Source organism: Streptomyces sp. NPDC003027 (genome assembly GCF_053591435.1).
In genome coordinates this window covers 1-17,909 of the sequence record NZ_JBSFTU010000016.1, presented here as the reverse complement: position 1 = coordinate 17,909, position 17,909 = coordinate 1, and the positions used below count along the sequence as shown (strand labels likewise).

The 17,909-nt window shown below is 71.1% G+C and carries 18 protein-coding genes; 4 read left to right on the top strand and 14 right to left on the bottom strand.

Annotation, left to right across the window (positions count from 1 at the left end; all coding sequences use genetic code 11):
• Positions 1–10: 10 nt before the first annotated feature.
• A complete protein-coding gene (locus ACWDX6_RS14050) occupies positions 11–541 on the top strand; it encodes a hypothetical protein (RefSeq protein WP_451485188.1) in 531 nt (176 codons plus the stop codon).
• Here the strand turns inward: ACWDX6_RS14050 and hemB are convergent.
• From hemB to ACWDX6_RS14020, 6 genes are all read right to left on the bottom strand, one after another.
• A complete protein-coding gene (gene hemB / locus ACWDX6_RS14045; RefSeq protein ID WP_451485187.1) occupies positions 525–1,526 on the bottom strand; it encodes a porphobilinogen synthase in 1,002 nt (333 codons plus the stop codon). The genes ACWDX6_RS14050 and hemB overlap by 17 nt on opposite strands.
• A gap of 147 nt (positions 1,527–1,673) precedes the next feature.
• Positions 1,674–3,344, bottom strand: a complete 1,671-nt coding sequence (locus ACWDX6_RS14040; RefSeq protein WP_451485186.1) for a uroporphyrinogen-III synthase — start codon at positions 3,342–3,344, stop codon at positions 1,674–1,676.
• Entirely contained in the window at positions 3,341–4,312 is a 972-nt protein-coding gene (gene hemC, locus ACWDX6_RS14035; protein ID WP_451485185.1) for a hydroxymethylbilane synthase, read from the bottom strand. Before hemC ends, ACWDX6_RS14040 begins: the two co-directional genes overlap by 4 nt.
• Positions 4,309–5,664 carry a glutamyl-tRNA reductase gene (locus tag ACWDX6_RS14030; RefSeq protein ID WP_451485184.1) on the bottom strand — a complete coding sequence of 452 codons (1,356 nt, stop codon included), beginning with the start codon at positions 5,662–5,664 and terminating at the stop codon, positions 4,309–4,311. Before ACWDX6_RS14030 ends, hemC begins: the two co-directional genes overlap by 4 nt.
• Entirely contained in the window at positions 5,661–6,434 is a 774-nt protein-coding gene (locus ACWDX6_RS14025) for a redox-sensing transcriptional repressor Rex (protein ID WP_451485183.1), read from the bottom strand. The genes ACWDX6_RS14030 and ACWDX6_RS14025 overlap by 4 nt, the downstream gene beginning before the upstream one ends.
• Positions 6,435–6,706: 272 nt before the next feature.
• Entirely contained in the window at positions 6,707–7,006 is a 300-nt protein-coding gene (locus ACWDX6_RS14020) for a glutaredoxin family protein (protein WP_451485182.1), read from the bottom strand.
• 160 nt (positions 7,007–7,166) lie between these two features.
• Between ACWDX6_RS14020 and ACWDX6_RS14015 the strand changes: the two genes are divergently transcribed.
• The 3 genes from ACWDX6_RS14015 to ACWDX6_RS14005 all read left to right on the top strand — a co-directional run bounded on the left by ACWDX6_RS14015 (position 7,167) and on the right by ACWDX6_RS14005 (position 10,921).
• Positions 7,167–8,108 (top strand): HAD family hydrolase, encoded by a 942-nt coding sequence (locus tag ACWDX6_RS14015; RefSeq protein ID WP_451485181.1) that lies wholly within the window; start codon positions 7,167–7,169, stop codon positions 8,106–8,108.
• Between the two features lie 518 nt (positions 8,109–8,626).
• Positions 8,627–9,418 carry an ECF subfamily RNA polymerase sigma factor, BldN family gene (locus ACWDX6_RS14010; protein WP_403292980.1) on the top strand — a complete coding sequence of 264 codons (792 nt, stop codon included), beginning with the start codon at positions 8,627–8,629 and terminating at the stop codon, positions 9,416–9,418.
• A 306-nt stretch (positions 9,419–9,724) separates the two neighbouring features.
• Positions 9,725–10,921 (top strand): DUF5667 domain-containing protein, encoded by a 1,197-nt coding sequence (locus ACWDX6_RS14005; RefSeq protein WP_451485180.1) that lies wholly within the window; start codon positions 9,725–9,727, stop codon positions 10,919–10,921.
• Between the two features lie 63 nt (positions 10,922–10,984).
• Here the strand turns inward: ACWDX6_RS14005 and ACWDX6_RS14000 are convergent, their stop codons facing one another.
• The 8 genes from ACWDX6_RS14000 to ACWDX6_RS13965 form a co-directional block, all read right to left on the bottom strand.
• Positions 10,985–12,019, bottom strand: a complete 1,035-nt coding sequence (locus ACWDX6_RS14000; RefSeq protein ID WP_451485179.1) for a lysophospholipid acyltransferase family protein — start codon at positions 12,017–12,019, stop codon at positions 10,985–10,987.
• 15 nt (positions 12,020–12,034) lie between these two features.
• Complete coding sequence (locus ACWDX6_RS13995) at positions 12,035–13,084, bottom strand: NAD-dependent epimerase/dehydratase family protein (protein WP_451485178.1); 1,050 nt, start codon at positions 13,082–13,084, stop codon at positions 12,035–12,037.
• A gap of 181 nt (positions 13,085–13,265) precedes the next feature.
• Entirely contained in the window at positions 13,266–13,364 is a 99-nt protein-coding gene (locus ACWDX6_RS13990) for a 30S ribosomal protein bS22 (RefSeq protein ID WP_003948845.1), read from the bottom strand.
• A 131-nt stretch (positions 13,365–13,495) separates the two neighbouring features.
• Positions 13,496–13,705 carry a helix-turn-helix domain-containing protein gene (locus tag ACWDX6_RS13985; protein WP_030223786.1) on the bottom strand — a complete coding sequence of 70 codons (210 nt, stop codon included), beginning with the start codon at positions 13,703–13,705 and terminating at the stop codon, positions 13,496–13,498.
• Between the two features lie 128 nt (positions 13,706–13,833).
• Positions 13,834–14,649, bottom strand: coding sequence for a phosphatase (locus tag ACWDX6_RS13980; protein WP_451485177.1), 816 nt, complete (start codon positions 14,647–14,649; stop codon positions 13,834–13,836).
• 96 nt (positions 14,650–14,745) lie between these two features.
• On the bottom strand, positions 14,746–15,924 hold the full coding sequence (locus ACWDX6_RS13975) for an acetoin utilization protein AcuC (protein WP_451485176.1): 1,179 nt from the start codon (positions 15,922–15,924) through the stop codon (positions 14,746–14,748).
• Positions 15,893–17,092, bottom strand: coding sequence for an MFS transporter (locus ACWDX6_RS13970; RefSeq protein WP_451485175.1), 1,200 nt, complete (start codon positions 17,090–17,092; stop codon positions 15,893–15,895). Before ACWDX6_RS13970 ends, ACWDX6_RS13975 begins: the two co-directional genes overlap by 32 nt.
• Positions 17,093–17,157: 65 nt before the next feature.
• On the bottom strand, positions 17,158–17,802 hold the full coding sequence (locus ACWDX6_RS13965; RefSeq protein WP_451485174.1) for an HAD family hydrolase: 645 nt from the start codon (positions 17,800–17,802) through the stop codon (positions 17,158–17,160).
• Between the last annotated feature and the right edge of the window lie 107 nt (positions 17,803–17,909).

Genomic DNA, 17,909 nt, shown 5'->3' with positions numbered 1-17,909 from the left:
ACTGTTAGACATGACTAACGTTTTAGTGGAGTCGCACGCGTTCCCCGAGTTCGGCCGTCCCGACGCCGGCCTCATCCTCATCTCGCAGTGGCACACGCCCGACCAGGAGCGACGGCAGGCCGTCATGGACGGTGTCATCGACGCCTGGGCCGAGGCCCGGCTGCCGGAGGCGTTCCTCGGCCGCTACTGCCTGGCGGGCTCCGACGGCCGGACGATCCTCAACTACGCCCAGTGGACGGACGCCGCCGCCCATCACGCCTTCGCCGCCGACCCGGCCAACCAACGGGCCATCGCCGACTCGGTCCAGGCCCTGATCTCGGTGGGCCCGCCCGGCCGGTATCGGTACGAACGCTCCGTCGTCCTGCGGGACGGGCCCGTGCGCACCCTCAGCACCACCCGGTCCGACGACGGTGTCGCCCAGTACTTCCATCGCGGCGAGGACGGAAGGCACGGGCACGTCCTGACCGCCCACGACGACGAAGGGGACGGAACCGCGCTGCGGTTCCGTCCCTGCCGAGGAGTCGTCAGACCGCTCGACTGAGCTTTTGCGCGGCTTCGGTGGCCCAGTAGGTCAGGATCATCCGCGCACCCGCGCGCCTGATCCCGGTGAGCGTCTCCAGGATGGCCTTGTCCCGGTCGATCCAGCCCTTCTCGGCCGCGGCCTCCACCATCGCGTACTCACCGCTGATCTGGTAGGCGGCGACCGGCACGTCCACGGCCTCGGCGACCCTCGCCAGCACATCGAGGTAGGGGCCGGCCGGCTTCACCATCACCATGTCGGCGCCCTCTTCGAGGTCGAGCGCCAGCTCACGCATCGACTCGCGCAGGTTCGCGGGGTCCTGCTGGTACGTCTTGCGGTCACCGGTGAGCGACGAGCCGACCGCCTCGCGGAACGGCCCGTAGAAGGCGGAGGAGTACTTCGCGGTGTACGCGAGGATCGACACGTCCTCCTTGCCGATGGTGTCCAGGGCGTCACGGACCACCCCGACCTGACCGTCCATCATCCCGGACGGCCCCACGACATGGACGCCGGCGTCCGCCTGCACCTGGGCCATCTCGGCGTAACGTTCCAGCGTGGCGTCGTTGTCGACCCGCCCGCTCGCGTCCAGGACGCCGCAGTGCCCGTGGTCGGTGTACTCGTCCAGGCAGAGATCGGACATGATCACAAGATCGTCCCCGACCTCGGCCCTCACGTCCCTGATCGCGACCTGCAGGATCCCGTCCGGGTCCGTGCCCGCCGTTCCGGCCGCGTCCTTCTTCTCGTCCGCCGGGACACCGAACAGCATGATCCCGGACACCCCGGCCTCCAGCGCCTCCACGGCCGCCTTCCGCAGGGTGTCCCGCGTGTGCTGCACGACCCCGGGCATCGCGGCGATCGGCACGGGCTCGCCGATCCCCTCCCGCACGAACGCGGGAAGGATCAGATCGGCCGGACTCAGCCGCGTCTCGGCCACCATCCGCCGCATGGCAGGAGTCGTCCGCAGCCGCCTCGGCCGCGCCCCGGGAAAGGATCCGTACGAGTTCATAGGCCCGAGGCTACGCCCGTACGAACCGTGCGTTTACCGACAGCCTGCCGGACCGGCTTCGCGGGGCCGCACCTCCGCGGGGCCGCACCTCCGCGACGCACGAGGGTGCGGGACCCCGACAAGGCCCCGCACCCCGAGAGAAGGCGGTTACGTCGTCCGCCGCCGTCTCGCGCCGGGCCTGCGCTCGCTCGGCCGCGTCACCGGATCGCCCGCCTCCAGCGCCGCCTCCCGGCGCCGCAGCCCGAAGTCGGCCAGCGCCTCCGCCAGCTTGTGCACCGACGGCTCCGGCGACAGCACGTCGACCCGCAGCCCGTGCTCCTCCGCCGTCTTCGCGGTCGCCGGCCCGATACAGGCGATGACCGTCACGTTGTGCGGCTTCCCGGCGATACCCACCAGGTTCCGCACCGTCGACGAGGAGGTGAAGAGCACCGCGTCGAAGCCGCCGCCCTTGATCGCCTCCCGCGTGTCGGCCGGCGGCGGCGACGCGCGCACCGTCCGGTACGCCGTCACGTCGTCGACCTCCCACCCGAGCTCGATCAGACCCGCGACCAGTGTCTCCGTCGCGATGTCCGCCCGCGGCAGGAAGACGCGGTCGATCGGGTCGAAGACCGGGTCGTACGGCGGCCAGTCCTCCAGAAGACCCGCCGCCGACTGCTCGCCGCTCGGCACGAGGTCCGGCTTCACACCGAAGTCCACCAGCGCCGCCGCGGTCTGCTCGCCCACGGCCGCGACCTTGATCCCGGCGAAGGCCCGGGCGTCGAGCCCGTACTCCTCGAACTTCTCCCGTACCGCCTTCACCGCGTTGACCGACGTGAAGGCGATCCATTCGTAGCGACCGGTCACCAGGCCCTTGACCGCACGCTCCATCTGCTGCGGCGTCCGCGGCGGCTCGACGGCGATCGTCGGCACCTCGTGCGGCACGGCGCCATAGCTGCGCAACTGGTCGGAGAGCGACGCGGCCTGCTCCTTCGTGCGCGGCACCAGCACCCGCCACCCGAACAGCGGCTTCGACTCGAACCACGCCAGCTGGTCCCGCTGCGCCGGAGCGCTGCGCTCGCCGACCACGGCTATGACCGGCCGGTGGCCCTCGGGCGACGGCAGCACCTTGCCCTGCTTGAAGACCTGGGCGATCGTGCCCAGCGTCGCGGTCCACGTCCGCTGCCGTGTCGTCGTACCGGCGATGGTGACCGTCAGAGGGGTGTCCGGCTTACGGCCAGCCGCCACCAGCTCTCCGGCCGCCGCCGCCACCGAGTCCAGCGAGGTGGAGACGACGACGGTGCCGTCCGAGGCGCCGACCTCGCTCCAGCACCGCTCGTCGGCGGTACGGGCGTCCACGAAACGCACGTCGGTGCCCTGGGCGTCACGCAGCGGCACACCGGCGTACGCGGGTACGCCCACCGCCGTCGCGACACCGGGGACGACCTCGAAGGGGATGCCCTCGGCGGCGCAGGCGAGCATCTCGGCGCCCGCGTTCCCGTCCAGGCCGGGGTCGCCGGTCACCGCACGGACGACCCGCTTGCCGCCCCTGGCGGCCTCCATGACAAGATTGGCCGCATCCCTCAACACGGGGACACCGGCGGTTGTTGACGCCTCGTCAACAACCGTCAGCTCAGGCGTGCTCACGCCTGTGCGCGCATGACCGCGGACGACCTCGAGCACCTCCGGCTCGGCGATCAGGACGTCCGCCCCCGCCAGGGCCTCCACGGCCCGGAGGGTCAGTAGTCCGGGGTCGCCGGGTCCGGCACCCAGGAAGGTGACGTTCCCATGGCCGGTGAAGGCCGAGGTCACGGGGCTGGTGGTCGGACTGGTGGGGTTCAAAGTGCTCGCTCCCCCATAAGACCGGCCGCACCCTTGGCGAGCATCTCGTCCGCGAGTTCGCGTCCGAGCGCCATCGCCGCGTCGTACGACGTGGGTACGGGACCGGTGGTGGACAGCTGCACCAGCGTCGAGCCGTCGGTGGTGCCGACGACGCCGCGCAGGCGCATTTCGGTGGCAATCTGCCCGCGGCCGGAATCCTCGGCCAGCAGGTCGGCCAGTGCTCCCACGGGCGCGGAGCAGCCGGCCTCCAGGGCGGCGAGCAGGGAACGCTCGGCGGTCACGGCGGCCCGGGTGTACGGGTCGTCGAGCTCGGCGAGCATGGCGACGAGGTCGGTGGCGGAAGCCGCGCACTCGATCGCCAGCGCCCCCTGGCCGGGGGCGGGCAGGACCGCGTCGACCGACAGGAAGTCGGTCACCTCGTCGGTCCTGCCGATGCGGATGAGGCCGGCCGCGGCGAGAACCACCGCGTCCAGCTCGCCCTTGTGCACGTATCCGACGCGGGTGTCGATGTTCCCGCGGATCGGCACGGTCTCGATGGTCAGCCCGTGGCTGCGCGCGTAGGCGTTCAGCTGGGCCGTGCGGCGCGGGGAGCCGGTGCCGATCCGGGCGCCCTCGGGCAGCCGGTCGAGCGTCAGCCCGTCGCGGGCGACGAGCACGTCGCGCGGGTCCTCGCGCTGCGGGATCGCGGCCAGCACCAGGTCGGGGTGCTGCGCGGTCGGCAGGTCCTTCAGGGAGTGGACGGCGAAGTCCACCTCGCCGGCCAGGAGCGCGTCGCGCAGGGCGGCGACGAACACGCCGGTGCCACCGATCTGCGCGAGGTGCTCGCGGGAGACGTCCCCGTACGTCGTGATCTCCACGAGCTCGACGGGCCGGCCGGACAGCTGCCGGACGGCGTCGGCCACATGCCCGGACTGGGCCATGGCGAGCTTGCTGCGCCTGGTCCCGAGCCTCAGTGCCCTCTCGGTCATACTCGCCCTCGGTTCTTGACGTCGGCGTCATTCAGGTCGGCCCGGGAGACGGAGGCGACCGCCTCCGGGTCGAGGTCGAAGAGTGTCCGCAGCGCGTCCGCGTACCCGGCGCCGCCGGGTTCGCTGGCCAGCTGCTTGACCCGTACGGTCGGCGCGTGCAGGAGCTTGTCCACCACGCGTCGCACGGTCTGGGTGATCTCGGCACGCTGCCGGTCGTCGAGGTCGGGCAGCCGGCCCTCGAGCCGTGCCACCTCGCCCGCGACCACGTCGGCGGCCATGGTGCGCAGGGCGACCACGGTCGGGGTGATGTGCGCGGCGCGCTGGGCGGCGCCGAAGGCGGCCACCTCGTCGGAGACGATGGAGCGCACCTGGTCGACGTCGGCGGCCATCGGGGCGTCGGCCGACGCGTCGGCCAGCGACTCGATGTCGACGAGGCGCACACCCGGCATGCGGTGGGCGGCCGCGTCGATGTCACGGGGCATGGCGAGGTCGAGCAGCGCGAGCGGAGCCGTACGGTCCGCCAGTGCCCGCTCGACGGCCTCGCCGGTCAGGACGAGTCCGGTGGCTCCGGTGCAGGAGACGACGATGTCGGCACGTGTCAGTTCGTCGCCGACGGCAACCATCTCGACCGCCCGCGCGGCCACACCCGTGCCACCGGGCTCGGTGAGGATCTGTGCGAGCCGCTCGGCGCGGGCCGCGGTGCGGTTGGCGATCACGATCTCGGAGACCCCGGCGCGCGCGAGCGTGGCGGCGGCCAGCGAGGACATGGAGCCGGCGCCGATGACCAGCGCGCGCTTGCCCGCCGCCCAGACACCGACGTCCGCGCCGTCGGCGAGCTGCTCCAGACCGAAGGTGACGAGCGACTGCCCGGCCCGGTCGATCCCGGTCTCGCTGTGCGCGCGCTTGCCGACCCGCAGGGCCTGCTGGAACAGGTCGTTGAGGAGCCGGCCCGCGGTGTGCAGGTCCTGGCCGAGGGCGAGGGCGTCCTTGATCTGGCCGAGGATCTGGCCCTCGCCGACGACCATCGAGTCGAGCCCGCACGCCACCGAGAACAGGTGGTGGACGGCCCGGTCCTCGTAGTGCACGTAGAGATAGGGGGTGAGCTCTTCGAGGCCGACGCCGCTGTGCTGGGCGAGCAGCGTGGACAGCTCGGCGACACCCGCGTGGAACTTGTCCACGTCGGCGTAGAGCTCGATGCGGTTGCAGGTGGCCAGGACCGCGCCCTCGGCGGCCGGTTCGGCGGCGAGGGTGTCCTGCAGCAGCTTGACCTGGGTGTCCGCGGCGAGCGAGGCCCGCTCCAGGACGCTGACCGGGGCGCTGCGGTGGCTCAGCCCGACGACGAGGAGGCTCATGCCGGCATCACGGCGGGGACGTCCCCGTCGGGTCCCTTCCGGGCCGGGCCCGCGGAGCCGCCGCGGACCGCGGGCGGCACGGCGGCGGCGCCCTCGGCGTCCGCTTCCTCGCCGGCCTTGCGCTGCTCGTGGAAGGCGAGGATCTGCAGCTCGATGGAGAGGTCGACCTTGCGCACGTCCACGCCGTCGGGCACGGAGAGCACGGTGGGGGCGAAGTTCAGGATGGACGTGACCCCGGCGGCCACGAGCCGGTCGCAGACCTGCTGGGCGGCACCGGCCGGCGTCGAGATGACACCGATGGAGACGTCGTTCTCCTCGATGATCTTCTCGAGCTCGTCGGTGTGCTGGACGGGGATGCCGGCCACGGGCGTGCCGGCCATGGCGGGGTCGGCGTCGATCAGCGCGGCGACCCGGAAGCCACGGGAGGCGAACCCGCCGTAGTTGGCGAGGGCGGCGCCGAGGTTACCGATACCGACGATGACGACGGGCCAGTCCTGCGTCAGGCCCAGCTCGCGGGAGATCTGGTACACGAGGTACTCGACGTCGTAGCCGACTCCGCGCGTGCCGTAGGAGCCGAGGTAGCTGAAGTCCTTCCGCAGCTTCGCGGAGTTGACCCCCGCGGCGGCTGCGAGTTCCTCGGAGGAGACCGTGGGTACGGAGCGCTCCGACAGTGCGGTGAGCGCACGCAGATACAGCGGAAGGCGGGCGACGGTGGCCTCGGGAATTCCTCGGCTGCGGGTCGCCGGTCGGTGAGTTCGGCCAGTTGCCACGGTGCTCCTGCGGGATGAGCGGGGCTGCAGGCGGCCATATGTCCCAGGACCGCCCCGTCGAATGCAGGCTATGTCTTTGTGAACGCGTGCACAAAGATGGTGTCCGTTTTGTCCGGCCAAAGTGACCGGGGTCACGCGCCCGGTTCGCCCGAGGACGGAACCGCGGAGCGCGTCAGCCCGTTGAGCGTCCGAAGGGGGCATAACCGCACACTCTCCTCACGATCACGCCCCCGGGATCCAACAAAACGTCCATGATGGTAACCGTCTTCCGGTCAGCCACCCAGTTCACGCCGCAGCCGCCCGGCGTCCACCCGCCAGAAGGTGTGCTGTTCACCGTCGACCAGGACCACGGGAATCTGCTCCCAGTACTCCCGGTAGAGCTCCTCGTCCTGGGTGATGTCCTTCTCCTCCCAGCTCGCCCCGGTCTCGGCGCAGACCGCCTCGATCACGGCACGGGCGTCGTCGCAGAGGTGACATCCCGGCTTGCCGATCAGCGTCACGGTCCGCGCGGCGGAGGCGGCGGGGGCCGCGGAGGTGTCCTTCTTCTTCGTCCGTCCGAACATGCCCTCCATTCTGCGCCGTACGTGACGCCTCCGCGCCGGCCCGGAGAGAGCGGGCCCTCTCCCTCCAGCTTGCTCCTCACCGCCCGCCCGCAAGGAGAGTCACGGAGTGTTCACGCCGCGGCCCCGCCACACGTCGGGAAGTACCGAACAGACTGGCTATGCTCACGCCATGGCCGCACTGGGATGGCTCACCCCTCGTAGGCGCTCCGCCACCGCGCGCAGCGTTCTGGCAGGCGAGGCCGCTGCCGAGGCAGCGCGCAAGACCTCGCAGCAGCTCGAACTGGAGCGAGAGGAAGAGGCGGCGGCCGCGCCCCCCGCGACTTCGTTCCCCGTCGTCGGCGACGTCCGGGCAGCCGCCTTCTTCGACCTCGACAACACCGTCATGCAGGGCGCCGCGATCTTCCACTTCGGCCGCGGCCTGTACAAGCGGAAGTTCTTCCAGCGCCGGGAACTGGCCCGCTTCGCCTGGCAGCAGGCGTGGTTCCGGCTCGCCGGCGTCGAGGACCCGGAGCACATGCAGGACGCCCGCGAGAGCGCCCTGTCGATCGTCCAGGGCCACCGCGTCTCCGAGCTGATGTCGATCGGCGAGGAGATCTACGACGAGTACATGGCCGACCGGATCTGGCCCGGCACCCGTGCGCTGGCCCAGGCGCACCTGGACGCCGGACAGAAGGTCTGGCTGGTCACGGCCGCGCCCGTCGAGACCGCCACCATCATCGCCCGCAGGCTCGGCCTGACCGGCGCGCTCGGCACGGTCGCCGAGTCCGTCGACGGCGTCTACACCGGCAAGCTGGTCGGCGAACCCCTCCACGGACCGGCCAAGGCCGAGGCGGTACGCGCACTGGCCGCGGCCGAGGGCCTGGACCTGGAGCGCTGCGCCGCCTACAGCGACTCCCACAACGACATCCCGATGCTGTCCCTGGTCGGACACCCCTACGCCATCAACCCGGACAGCAAGCTGCGCAAGTACGCCAAGGCGCGTGAATGGCGGCTGCGCGACTACCGCACGGGCCGCAAGGCGGCCAAGGTCGGCATCCCCGCCGCCGCGGGTGTCGGCGCGCTGGCGGGCGGCACCGCCGCCGCGGTCGCCCTGCACCGCCGCCGCCGCTGAGCCACGACCTCCACGGTCGACTCCGGTTCCTCCGGCCCGTCCCGCCCGACTCCGTCCCATCGGGCTCCGACCCATCGGCCTCCGCACGCCCGGCTCCGTCACGCCCGGTGAGCCTTCTGCCTGCCGATACGTTCCGGCTGAGATCACCTGCGACAACCCGAGACCGGCGCGGCTCACCCGTACGTGGTCGAACACCTCCGCACACGTCGACCCGAAGGCATTCGCGGCTCCCTACCCAGCAACGGGCCAGATCACTCCCCGGTCCCGGACTCGACCACAACAGAGCCCGGGCGCAGTCACACTCGGAAGCAATCCGATCAACAACCTGTCACGAAGTGCGACTCGATCCGACTCCAAGCGGTAACGGATACGACGGAATCGGTGATTTGAGCAACTGGGTGTAGCGCTGCCTGTACGAAGCGTTATTCTCCTCAGACGCACAACGGAACCCACACGTCGCCACGACGAGTGAACGGTCCCGCACTGCACGTGATGGAAGCTCTGCCTCTGGGAGTCCCGTGTACCCACACGTCGGGGTTGACGCCTCGGGCCTGGCTACGCTGCGCGCAACGGTCCTCGACCACTTGCGCGGCTTCGTCCCCACCGCGTACGCCGTCCCTGTCCCCGCCTTTGCCCTTGCCGCGCCGGCACCCGCCGGTCCCTGCTATGCCCTCGCCGAGACCGGTGCCGCTGTCGGCAGACGGGGCAGCCGCGGCGGCACCGGAACCTCGACCGCCGCCCGCCGCCCCACCGCCGACAGCGACAGCGCTCGCATGATGGACCTGGTCGAGCGCGCCCAGGCCGGTGAGGCCGAGGCCTTCGGCCGCCTGTACGACCAGTACAGCGACACCGTCTACCGCTACATCTACTACCGCGTCGGCGGAAAGGCGACGGCGGAAGACCTCACCAGTGAGACGTTCCTGCGCGCCCTGCGCCGGATCTCCACGTTCACCTGGCAGGGCCGTGACTTCGGCGCCTGGCTGGTCACCATCGCCCGCAACCTGGTCGCCGACCACTTCAAGTCGAGCCGGTTCCGGCTGGAAGTGACCACGGGTGAGATGCTCGACGCCAACGAGGTCGAGCGCAGCCCCGAGGACTCCGTCCTGGAGTCCCTCTCCAACGCGGCCCTTCTCGACGCGGTCCGCCGGCTCAACCCGCAGCAGCAGGAGTGCGTGACCCTGCGCTTCCTGCAGGGCCTCTCGGTCGCCGAGACGGCCCGGGTCATGGGCAAGAACGAGGGTGCGATCAAGACCCTCCAGTACCGGGCGGTGCGCACCCTGGCACGGCTCCTCCCGGACGACGCCCGCTGACCGCTTCGCCCCCCCCCCCCCCCCCCACAGACGCTCCGCCCCCTTCCCCACCCCCCGCTCGACACCCCTCCCCCCACGTCCCCACTATCCCTGCCAACTCACAGTCGGTGACGCCTCGATGACGCACTGGTCCGATCATCTTTCGCGCGTAACCCAAGTGCCGCGCCGCTCGTTGTGCGGAATGCAGGCTCCCCGTGGTCACACCTTGGCCCCAGCCACTCACTCGTTCGTGTGGATGTGCTCAAGGTGTGCAACCTTCCGGACACCCCGGGGAGTCGACCGTCATGACGAGAGGAGGTGCCGCCAGTGATCGCGAACGTATCGGCGCACCGGCGGGCGAACGCCTTCGCCCAGGCCCTGGAGGATCGGGCGTCCGAGGGCGCGGCGGCCGAGCAGCCCGAGACGTCGGCCGAACCGGCCGAGCAGGGGCGGCTGTTGGCGCTGACGAACGGTCTCGGCGAACTGCCGAAACCGCAGCTGGACCCCGAGGTCAAGGTGGTGCAGCGAGCCCAGCTCGTCGCCGCCATGGAAGCGATGCTCGCAGAGGGCAGCGCGGCCGCGGGCCCTACCGTGCCGGAGCAGCGGACATCAAGCGGACGGGGAGCCCACCGGGCCTCTCCGCTCCGGAAACTGCGTCCCCGCTCCCGCTGGTCGAAGGGCCTCGCCGCGGGCGGACTCACCGTCGGTGTGGCCGCGGGCGCTTTCAGCGGTGTGGCCGCTGCCAGCTCCGACGCCCTCCCCGGTGACTCGCTCTACGGGCTGAAGCGGGGGATGGAGGACATCAAGCTCGGGATGGCGGACGACGACGCCGACCGGGGCGGTATCTATCTGGACCAGGCGTCCACCCGGCTCAGCGAGGCCCGCCGACTGATGGAGCGCGGGCGCGCCGGCGCCCTCGACCACGAGTCCCTCGGCGAGATCCGCCGCGTCCTCGGAGGCATGAAGCACGACGCCTCCGAAGGCCATCGACTGCTGCGCCAGGCGTACGAGAAGGACGGCGCCATCGCCCCGATGGCCCGGCTCAACTCCTTCGCCCAGGCCCACCGGGACACCTGGAACGGCCTGCGCGACCGCCTGCCGATCCAGCTCGCGGACGTCGGCGACGCGGTGAACGACGTCTTCGTCGCCATAGACCAAGAGGTCGAGCCGCTCCAGGGCATGCTCCCCCGCACCCCGCAGACGGGCGCCGTCGGCACCGGCACCCCCGGCTCCACACACGACACCTCCGGCAGGCACACCCAACGCCCGCCGTCCTCCCCCGTCGCTCCCACCACGGGCGGTGGCAGCACCCTGCCGTCGCCCTCCGGCTCGGGCAGCGGCTCACCAGAGGGCGACGGCCTGCTGGGAGGCGACACGGGCGGCCTGCTCGACCAGCCTTCACCAGGCAGGCCTTCGGCCCCGTCCGGCGACCAGTCGGCACCTCCGATGCCGGGCGTGACGATCCCACCGCTGCTGCCGGACCTCCTCCCAGGTCTCGACATCGAGGACGAGAACGCACGCTGAAACGAGTGTGGGCGCCCCCTCCCCGGAGGGGGCGCCCACACTCGTACCGGCACAAGCACACCGTCAGAAGAACACGGACCGCCGCTGCACCAACAGCTTGTACAAGGTGTGCTGGATCTGCTCCCGCACCTGGTCCGTCAGATTGAACATCAGCATCGGGTCCTCCGCCGCCTCCGGCGCATAGCCGTCCGTCGCGATCGGCTCCCCGAACTGGATCGTCCACTTCGTCGGCAGCGGCACCATCCCCAGCGGCCCCAGCCAGGGGAAGGTCGGCGTGATCGGGAAGTACGGGATCCCCAGCACCCGGGCCAGCGTCTTCGCGTTGCCGATCATCGGATAGATCTCCTCCGCGCCCACGATCGAGCACGGCACGATCGGCACCCCGGCCCGCAGCGCCGTCGACACGAACCCGCCCCGCCCGAAGCGCTGGAGCTTGTACCGCTCACCGAACGGCTTCCCGATGCCCTTGAACCCCTCCGGCATCACGCCGACGATCTCCCCGGACCGCAGCAGCCGCTCCGCGTCCTCCGCGCACGCCAGCGTGGACCCGGCCTTGCGGGCCAGCTCGTTCACGACCGGAAGCATGAAGACCAGGTCGGCCGCGAGCAGCCGCAGATGACGGCCCGCCGGATGGTTGTCGTGCACGGCGACCTGCATCATCAGCCCATCCAGCGGCAGCGTCCCGGAGTGGTTGGCGACCACCAGGGCACCCCCCTCGGCCGGGATGTTCTCGATGCCCTTCACCTCGACCCGGAAGTACTTCGCGTACAGCGGCCGCAGCAGCGACATCAGGACCTGGTCGGTGAGCTCCTTGTCGTAGCCGAACTCGTCGACCTCGTACTCACCCGTCACCCGGCGCCGCAGAAAGGCGAGCCCGCCCGCGAGCCGCCGCTCCCAGCCTCCGCCGGCGTGCTCCGGCACGGGCGCGGCACTCTCGGTCTCCTGCGGCTCAGGAGAGGGCGCCGCGGCCGACAGGGGCTCCTCGGGGCCGTGCTGCCCCGGCAGGGCGCGCACGGCGGCCTCCTGGCCGGCCCTGGCGGGCCGCCGCCGGGCGCGTGAGCGGTCGTCGTCGAACGGAATGACCTTGGCGTCCGCCATCGTTACGTGGGCTCCTTAGTCGCCGCTCTCAACAGGGGTGTGTGCCAGCCGGTCCGCGACCCGGTCCACCGCCCCGGCCAGGCGCTCCGGCGGCAGCAGCCCCGGCCCCCGGCTGTCCGCGAAGTCCGCGAAGGTCTCCGCGGTGGTGAACCGTGGTGCGAACCCGAGTGTCTCGCGCATCTGGACCGTGGAGACGACCCGGCCGTGCGTGAGGAGACGGATCTGCTCGGGCGAGAAGTCGGTGACCCCGACCGTCCGCAGCGCGGAGCCGACCCAGGTCACCGCGGGCAGCGGCACCGGCACGGTCGGCCGCCCGAGCCGCCGCGCGCACTGCGACAGGAGCAGCACACCGTCGCCCGCAATATTGAAGGTGCCGCTGTTCAGCGTCGCGCGCCGCGGCTCCCTCGACGCCAGGTGCAGCACGTCGATCACATCGTCCTCGTGGACGAACTGCAGCCGGGGGTCGTAGCCGAAGACGGTCGGCATGACGGGCAGCGACAGATACTCGGCGAGCGGCGAGTCCGCCCGCGGCCCCAGGATGTTCGCGAACCGCAGCACGCACACGGCCACGTCCGGCCGGCGCCTCGCGAAACCCCGTACGTACCCCTCGACCTCGACCGCGTCCTTGGCGAAACCCCCGCTGGGAAGGGATTTGGGCGGTGTCGTCTCCAGGAAGACGGCCGGATCGCGGGGCGCCGAGCCGTACACGCTCGTACTGGACTTGACCACGAGCCGGGTGATCCGCGGCGACTTCTGGCAGGCACCCAGGAGTTGCATGGTGCCGATGACGTTGGTCTCCTTGACCGACGTACGGCCGCCGGCCCCGAGCGCCGTACCGGTGACGTCCATATGGACGACCGTGTCCACCTCGTGCTCGGCGAGCACCTTGGCGATGGCCGACTGGCGGATGTCCGCCCGGACGAAATCGGCTCCGCCGAGGTCGTGCGCCGGCGCGACCGCGTCCACGGCGACCACCCGGTCCACGTCGGGGTCCCGCTGGACCCGGCGTACGAAACGGCCTGCGAGATACCGGGCCGCACCGGTGACGAGCACGACCTTGCCCAAGATCCGCGCCTTCCGTCGGTTCCGTCCCACGGGTTCTCCGCAGGGCCTGTGCGCCACCGTAGCGCCTCCGTGTCGCCGCGCGGCGGCCGCCGTGGGCAACAGGACCAAAAAGGCGTGGCCCCCCACCGAACCGGTGGGGGGCCACGCCCGACGCACAAACAGCCGTCGTTACAACCGTCGCCTACTTCTTGTTGCGACGCTGAACGCGGGTGCGCTTGAGCAGCTTGCGGTGCTTCTTCTTGGCCATCCGCTTGCGCCGCTTCTTGATAACAGAGCCCACGACTACCCTCGCTCACTTCTCTTCACTGGTGCGGGGCGTCTGGGCCCACACGACCTACGTCGGCCTAGCCTACCGGCACGAGCGCCGACGTTGTAATCCGAGGGGTACGAGAACTCCCGGCCGCGCGCTCGCTACGCGGTCCCCACCCCCACGAAGGACTCCCTGAGGTACTCGTGAACCGCCTGTTCCGGGACCCGGAAGGACCTGCCCACCCGGATCGCCGGCAGATGACCGCTGTGCACCAAGCGGTACACGGTCATCTTCGACACTCGCATCACCGAGGCGACTTCCGCCACGGTCAGAAACTTGACCTCGTTGAGAGGCCGATCGCCAGCAGCCATGACCCACCTGTACCTTCCGCACACGACGCCCACCGGCTTCCCCTCCGGTGACCCTGCGTCGCTGTGCGCTCACGCTCCAGACTAGGGGCGGGTGGTACGAGTGGGGAAGAGGAGCAGCCATCGGCCGTTTACCGTGACAGACACGCTCGATTGAGTACATAGCGAGTAAGTGGGCGGTAGTAGTCCGGCCGTACGCCGTCGTCGAGCGGAACGGCCACGGACACCTGCCCCTCCGCCTCGCCGACGAACAGCGCGGGATCGTCCGTGTCGGCCAGCCCGATGGCCTCGATACCCAGCTGACCTGCACCGCAGACCCAGCCGTGGTCCCCGACCACCAGTTCCGGAAGCGGCCAGCCGCCCTCCACCGCACCCTCCAGAACGGCCCTGACCGGCAGCGGGGAATGCGTGTGCGCCCCCGTCTCGCGCCCGGCGGCCGACAGACCGGGCTCTCGCACCATCGCGACACCCCGTACGTAGTCGAGGAGGTACGTGCGTAGACCGAACCGGGTCGTTATGTCGACACATCGCCCCTGCGCGGGTGTGAGGACAAGACATCCCACCGCCGACAGAGCGTCTGCGAGCGCTGCGTAGAACCCCAGCAGCCGATGCGGATGCCCGGTCCCGAACAGCACCGGGGATCCGCGCCGCGCCGCCTCGCCCAGCCGCGCCGCGAACGCGTCCAGCGCGCTCAACGTCCGCTCCGGGTCGATGACATCGGGCCCGGCGCGGTGCGCCGGATCCCGGGAGACCCCGCACTTGTCGGCCATGAGCTGGAGCAACTCCGGCTCGCCCCAGACCCACTCGGGGTCGAGACCCAGCATCACGCGTGGATCCCGCGCGGCGAAGAGGCGGTAACTGCGCAGGCTCTCCTCCCTCGAGGTCGCCACGGTCCCGGCCAATCCCGCCGCCAACAGATGCGCCCGCAGCGCCCCGGTACTCAGCACCTCTCGATGCTGCCCGAGCCGGGCTGTCGAGGGGTCAGAAACCGTCGGACGACCCACCGTTGGCGTAACCGCGGCCGACGGAAGTTCAGGGACGGTCTAGGCCAGCAGCCCGCGCGGCGGGAACGCCGCCCGCCTGGTCGCCAGGACCGTCTGGTCCAGCCGGTCGGCCGGGTCGTACCCGTCCGCCCAGTCCCGCCACTCCACCGGCCACCGGCCGTCCGTCATCCGCGCGGGCCCCGGTTGCCGCGTCCGCGCGTACACCTCGTCCCGCCACGACGACGGGATCACCGACTCCGGCGCGACCGGAGCGTGCGCCGCGATCCCCACCAGGTGCGTCCACGACCGCGGTACGACATCGACCACCGCGTAGCCGCCACCGCCGAGCGCGACCCACTTCCCGCCCTCGACGTGCGCGTGCGCCAGGTCGTGGCAGGCCGACTGCACCGCCCGCTGCGCGTCCAGCGACACCGCCAGATGGGCCAGCGGGTCCTCGAAATGGGTGTCCGCCCCGTGCTGCGTCACCAGCACCTGGGGCCGGAAGTCCGCGATCAGCTCGGGCACCACCGCGTGGAACGCCCGCAGCCACCCCGCGTCGCCCGTCCCGGCCGGCAGGGCCACGTTCACCGCGGAGCCCTCGCCGGGACCTGACGCGCCCGTCTCCTCGGGCCAGCCCGTCTGCGGGAAGAGGGTGCGCGGATGCTCGTGCAGCGAGACCGTCAGAACCCGCGGGTCCTCCCAGAACGCGGCCTGCACCCCGTCCCCGTGGTGCACGTCCACGTCCACGTACGCGACCCGCTCCACGCCCAGTTCCAGCAGCCGGGCAATCGCCAGCGCCGCGTCGTTGTAGATGCAGAAGCCGGACGCGCTGCCGGGCATCGCGTGATGCAGCCCGCCCGCGAAGTTCACCGCGTGCGCGGCCTCCCCCCGCCACACCGCCTCGGCCGCCGCCACCGACTGCCCGGCGATCAGCGCCGAGACCTCGTGCATCCCGGCGAACGCCGGGTCGTCGACGGTCCCCAGACCGTACGACTGGTCCGCGGCCCTCGGGTTCGCCGAGGCCGCCCGGACCGCGGCCACATAGTCCTCGCGGTGGACGAGCCGCAGCGTCGAGTCCCCGACCGGCTTCGCCGTCACCACGTCCACGGCACGATCGAGCCCGTACGCCCGCACCAACCCCATGGTCAGCGCGAGCCGAACGGGGTCCATCGGGTGCTCGGACCCGAAGTCGTACCCCAGGACAGCTTCATCCCACATCAACAGTGCGCGGCCGCTCATGCCCGTCACCGTATCGGGCTCGTTGAGAGCCGAACGACGTGGCGTACGCCACCGTCACCAGGACCAGCACCATCGGCACGAGCATCGCGCCCCGGTAGCTCCACGCGTCCCCGAGCGCTCCCACGAGCGGGGAGCCGATCAGGAACCCCACGTAGTTGAAGACGTTGAGCCGCGCCACGGCCGTGTCGCTCGCGCCGGGGAACAGCCGTCCGGCGGCGGCGAACGTCTGCGGCACGATGACGCTCAGCCCGAGCCCGAGCATCGTGAACCCCGCCACGCCCACCCACGCCGCCGGCGCCAGCGCCACCACGGCGAACCCGAACGCCGAGAGCACCGCCCCGGCCCGCACGACCGTCTCCGCCCCCAGCCGCCGCACCCCGAGGTCCCCCATGGTCCGCCCGAGCAGCGTGGTGACCATGTACGCGTTGTACGGCACGGTCGCGAGCTCCTCCGAACCGCCGAGCACGTCCTGCAGATACTTCGCGGACCAGTTCGACACCGTCGAGTCCCCGATGTACGCGAAGGTCATCACAAGGCAGAGCGGCAGCAGAAGCTTGAACCGGATCCCCTTTCCGCCCTCCTCCGCCGCCCCTTTCGGAGGCGTCTGCTTCCCGTCCACGTACCACCGGCTGCCGAGGAGCGCGGCGGGCAGGAGCACGGCCACCACCGGCAGATACGAGACGAACAGCGGAAGGTCCCCGCGCGCCCCCAGCCAGGCGAGCGAGGCGCCCGTGATGCCGCCCAGGCTGTACGCGGCGTGGAAGCCGAGCATGATGCTCCGCCCGTACACCCGTTGGAGGCTCACCCCGAGCATGTTCATCGCCGCGTCCAGTGCGCCGACCGCGAGCCCGAACACGCCCAGCGCGACGGCGGCCTGCCACATGCGGCTCCCGGCCCCGACCGCGAGCAGTGCCAGGAGGACGACCGGCTGCGCCCAGCGCAGCACCCTCGCGGCGCCCACCCGCGCCACGACCTTCTCCGTGGCGACGCTGCCCACACCGGCGAGGATCGGCACGGCGGCCAGGAACACCGGCAGCAGCGCGTCGGAGATCCCGTACCGGTCCTGGATGGCGGGGATGCGGGTCACCAGCAGCGCGAACGTCACTCCCTGTACGAAGAAGCCGACCGCCAGAGATCCCCGCCCACGCCGCAACCGCGCATCCGTCATGGCGGCACAGCGTAGGACCCGGCCCTACCCATGGGTAGGTGGATCACGGCATCAATCTGGGGAGGTCATCCCAGCAGGGCGAGGAGTTCTCGCATGTCGCCGAAGAACCCGTTGGCTCCGGCGAGCCTCTCCTCGGGTGTCATCGCGGTGAATCCGTAGACGTCCATCCCGGCGGCGAGTGCCGCCTGGACGCCGAGCCGGCTGTCCTCGACGACCACGCACCGCTCGGGCGCGACCCCCATACGGGCGGCGGCGTGGAGAAAGAGGTCGGGGGCGGGCTTGCCCCGGCCGACGTCCTCGGCGCTGAAGATGTTCTCGTCCCTGAACCATCCGTCGAGTCCGGTCGTACGGTGTCCGACCCGGATCCGCGCATGGCTCCCGGAGGAGGCCACACAGTAGAGGACGCCGTCGACGACCAGCTGCTTGAGCAGCTCGTCCACCCCGGCGACGGCCTCCAACTCCCGCTCGAACGCGGCGAACACGCGCGCGTGCAGGACCTCGTCGAAGTCGGCCGGCAGCCGCTGCCCGGTCCGCTCCCCGATCAGGTCGTGTACGCGGTGGATCGCGGCGCCCATGTAGTCGCGCAGCGAGTCCTCGTACGAGGTGGGGTGCCCGAGTTCGGTGAGGTAGCCGGACAGGATGGTGTTGGAGATCGGCTCGCTGTCGACGAGCACACCATCGTTGTCAAAGATGACCAGGTCATAGCGCATGGTCGTACCCTAAACGCAGAAAAGCCCCGCACCAGAAGGTGCGGGGCTTTCCCACAATGATTGTTCGGCGGCGTCCTACTCTCCCACAGGGTCCCCCCTGCAGTACC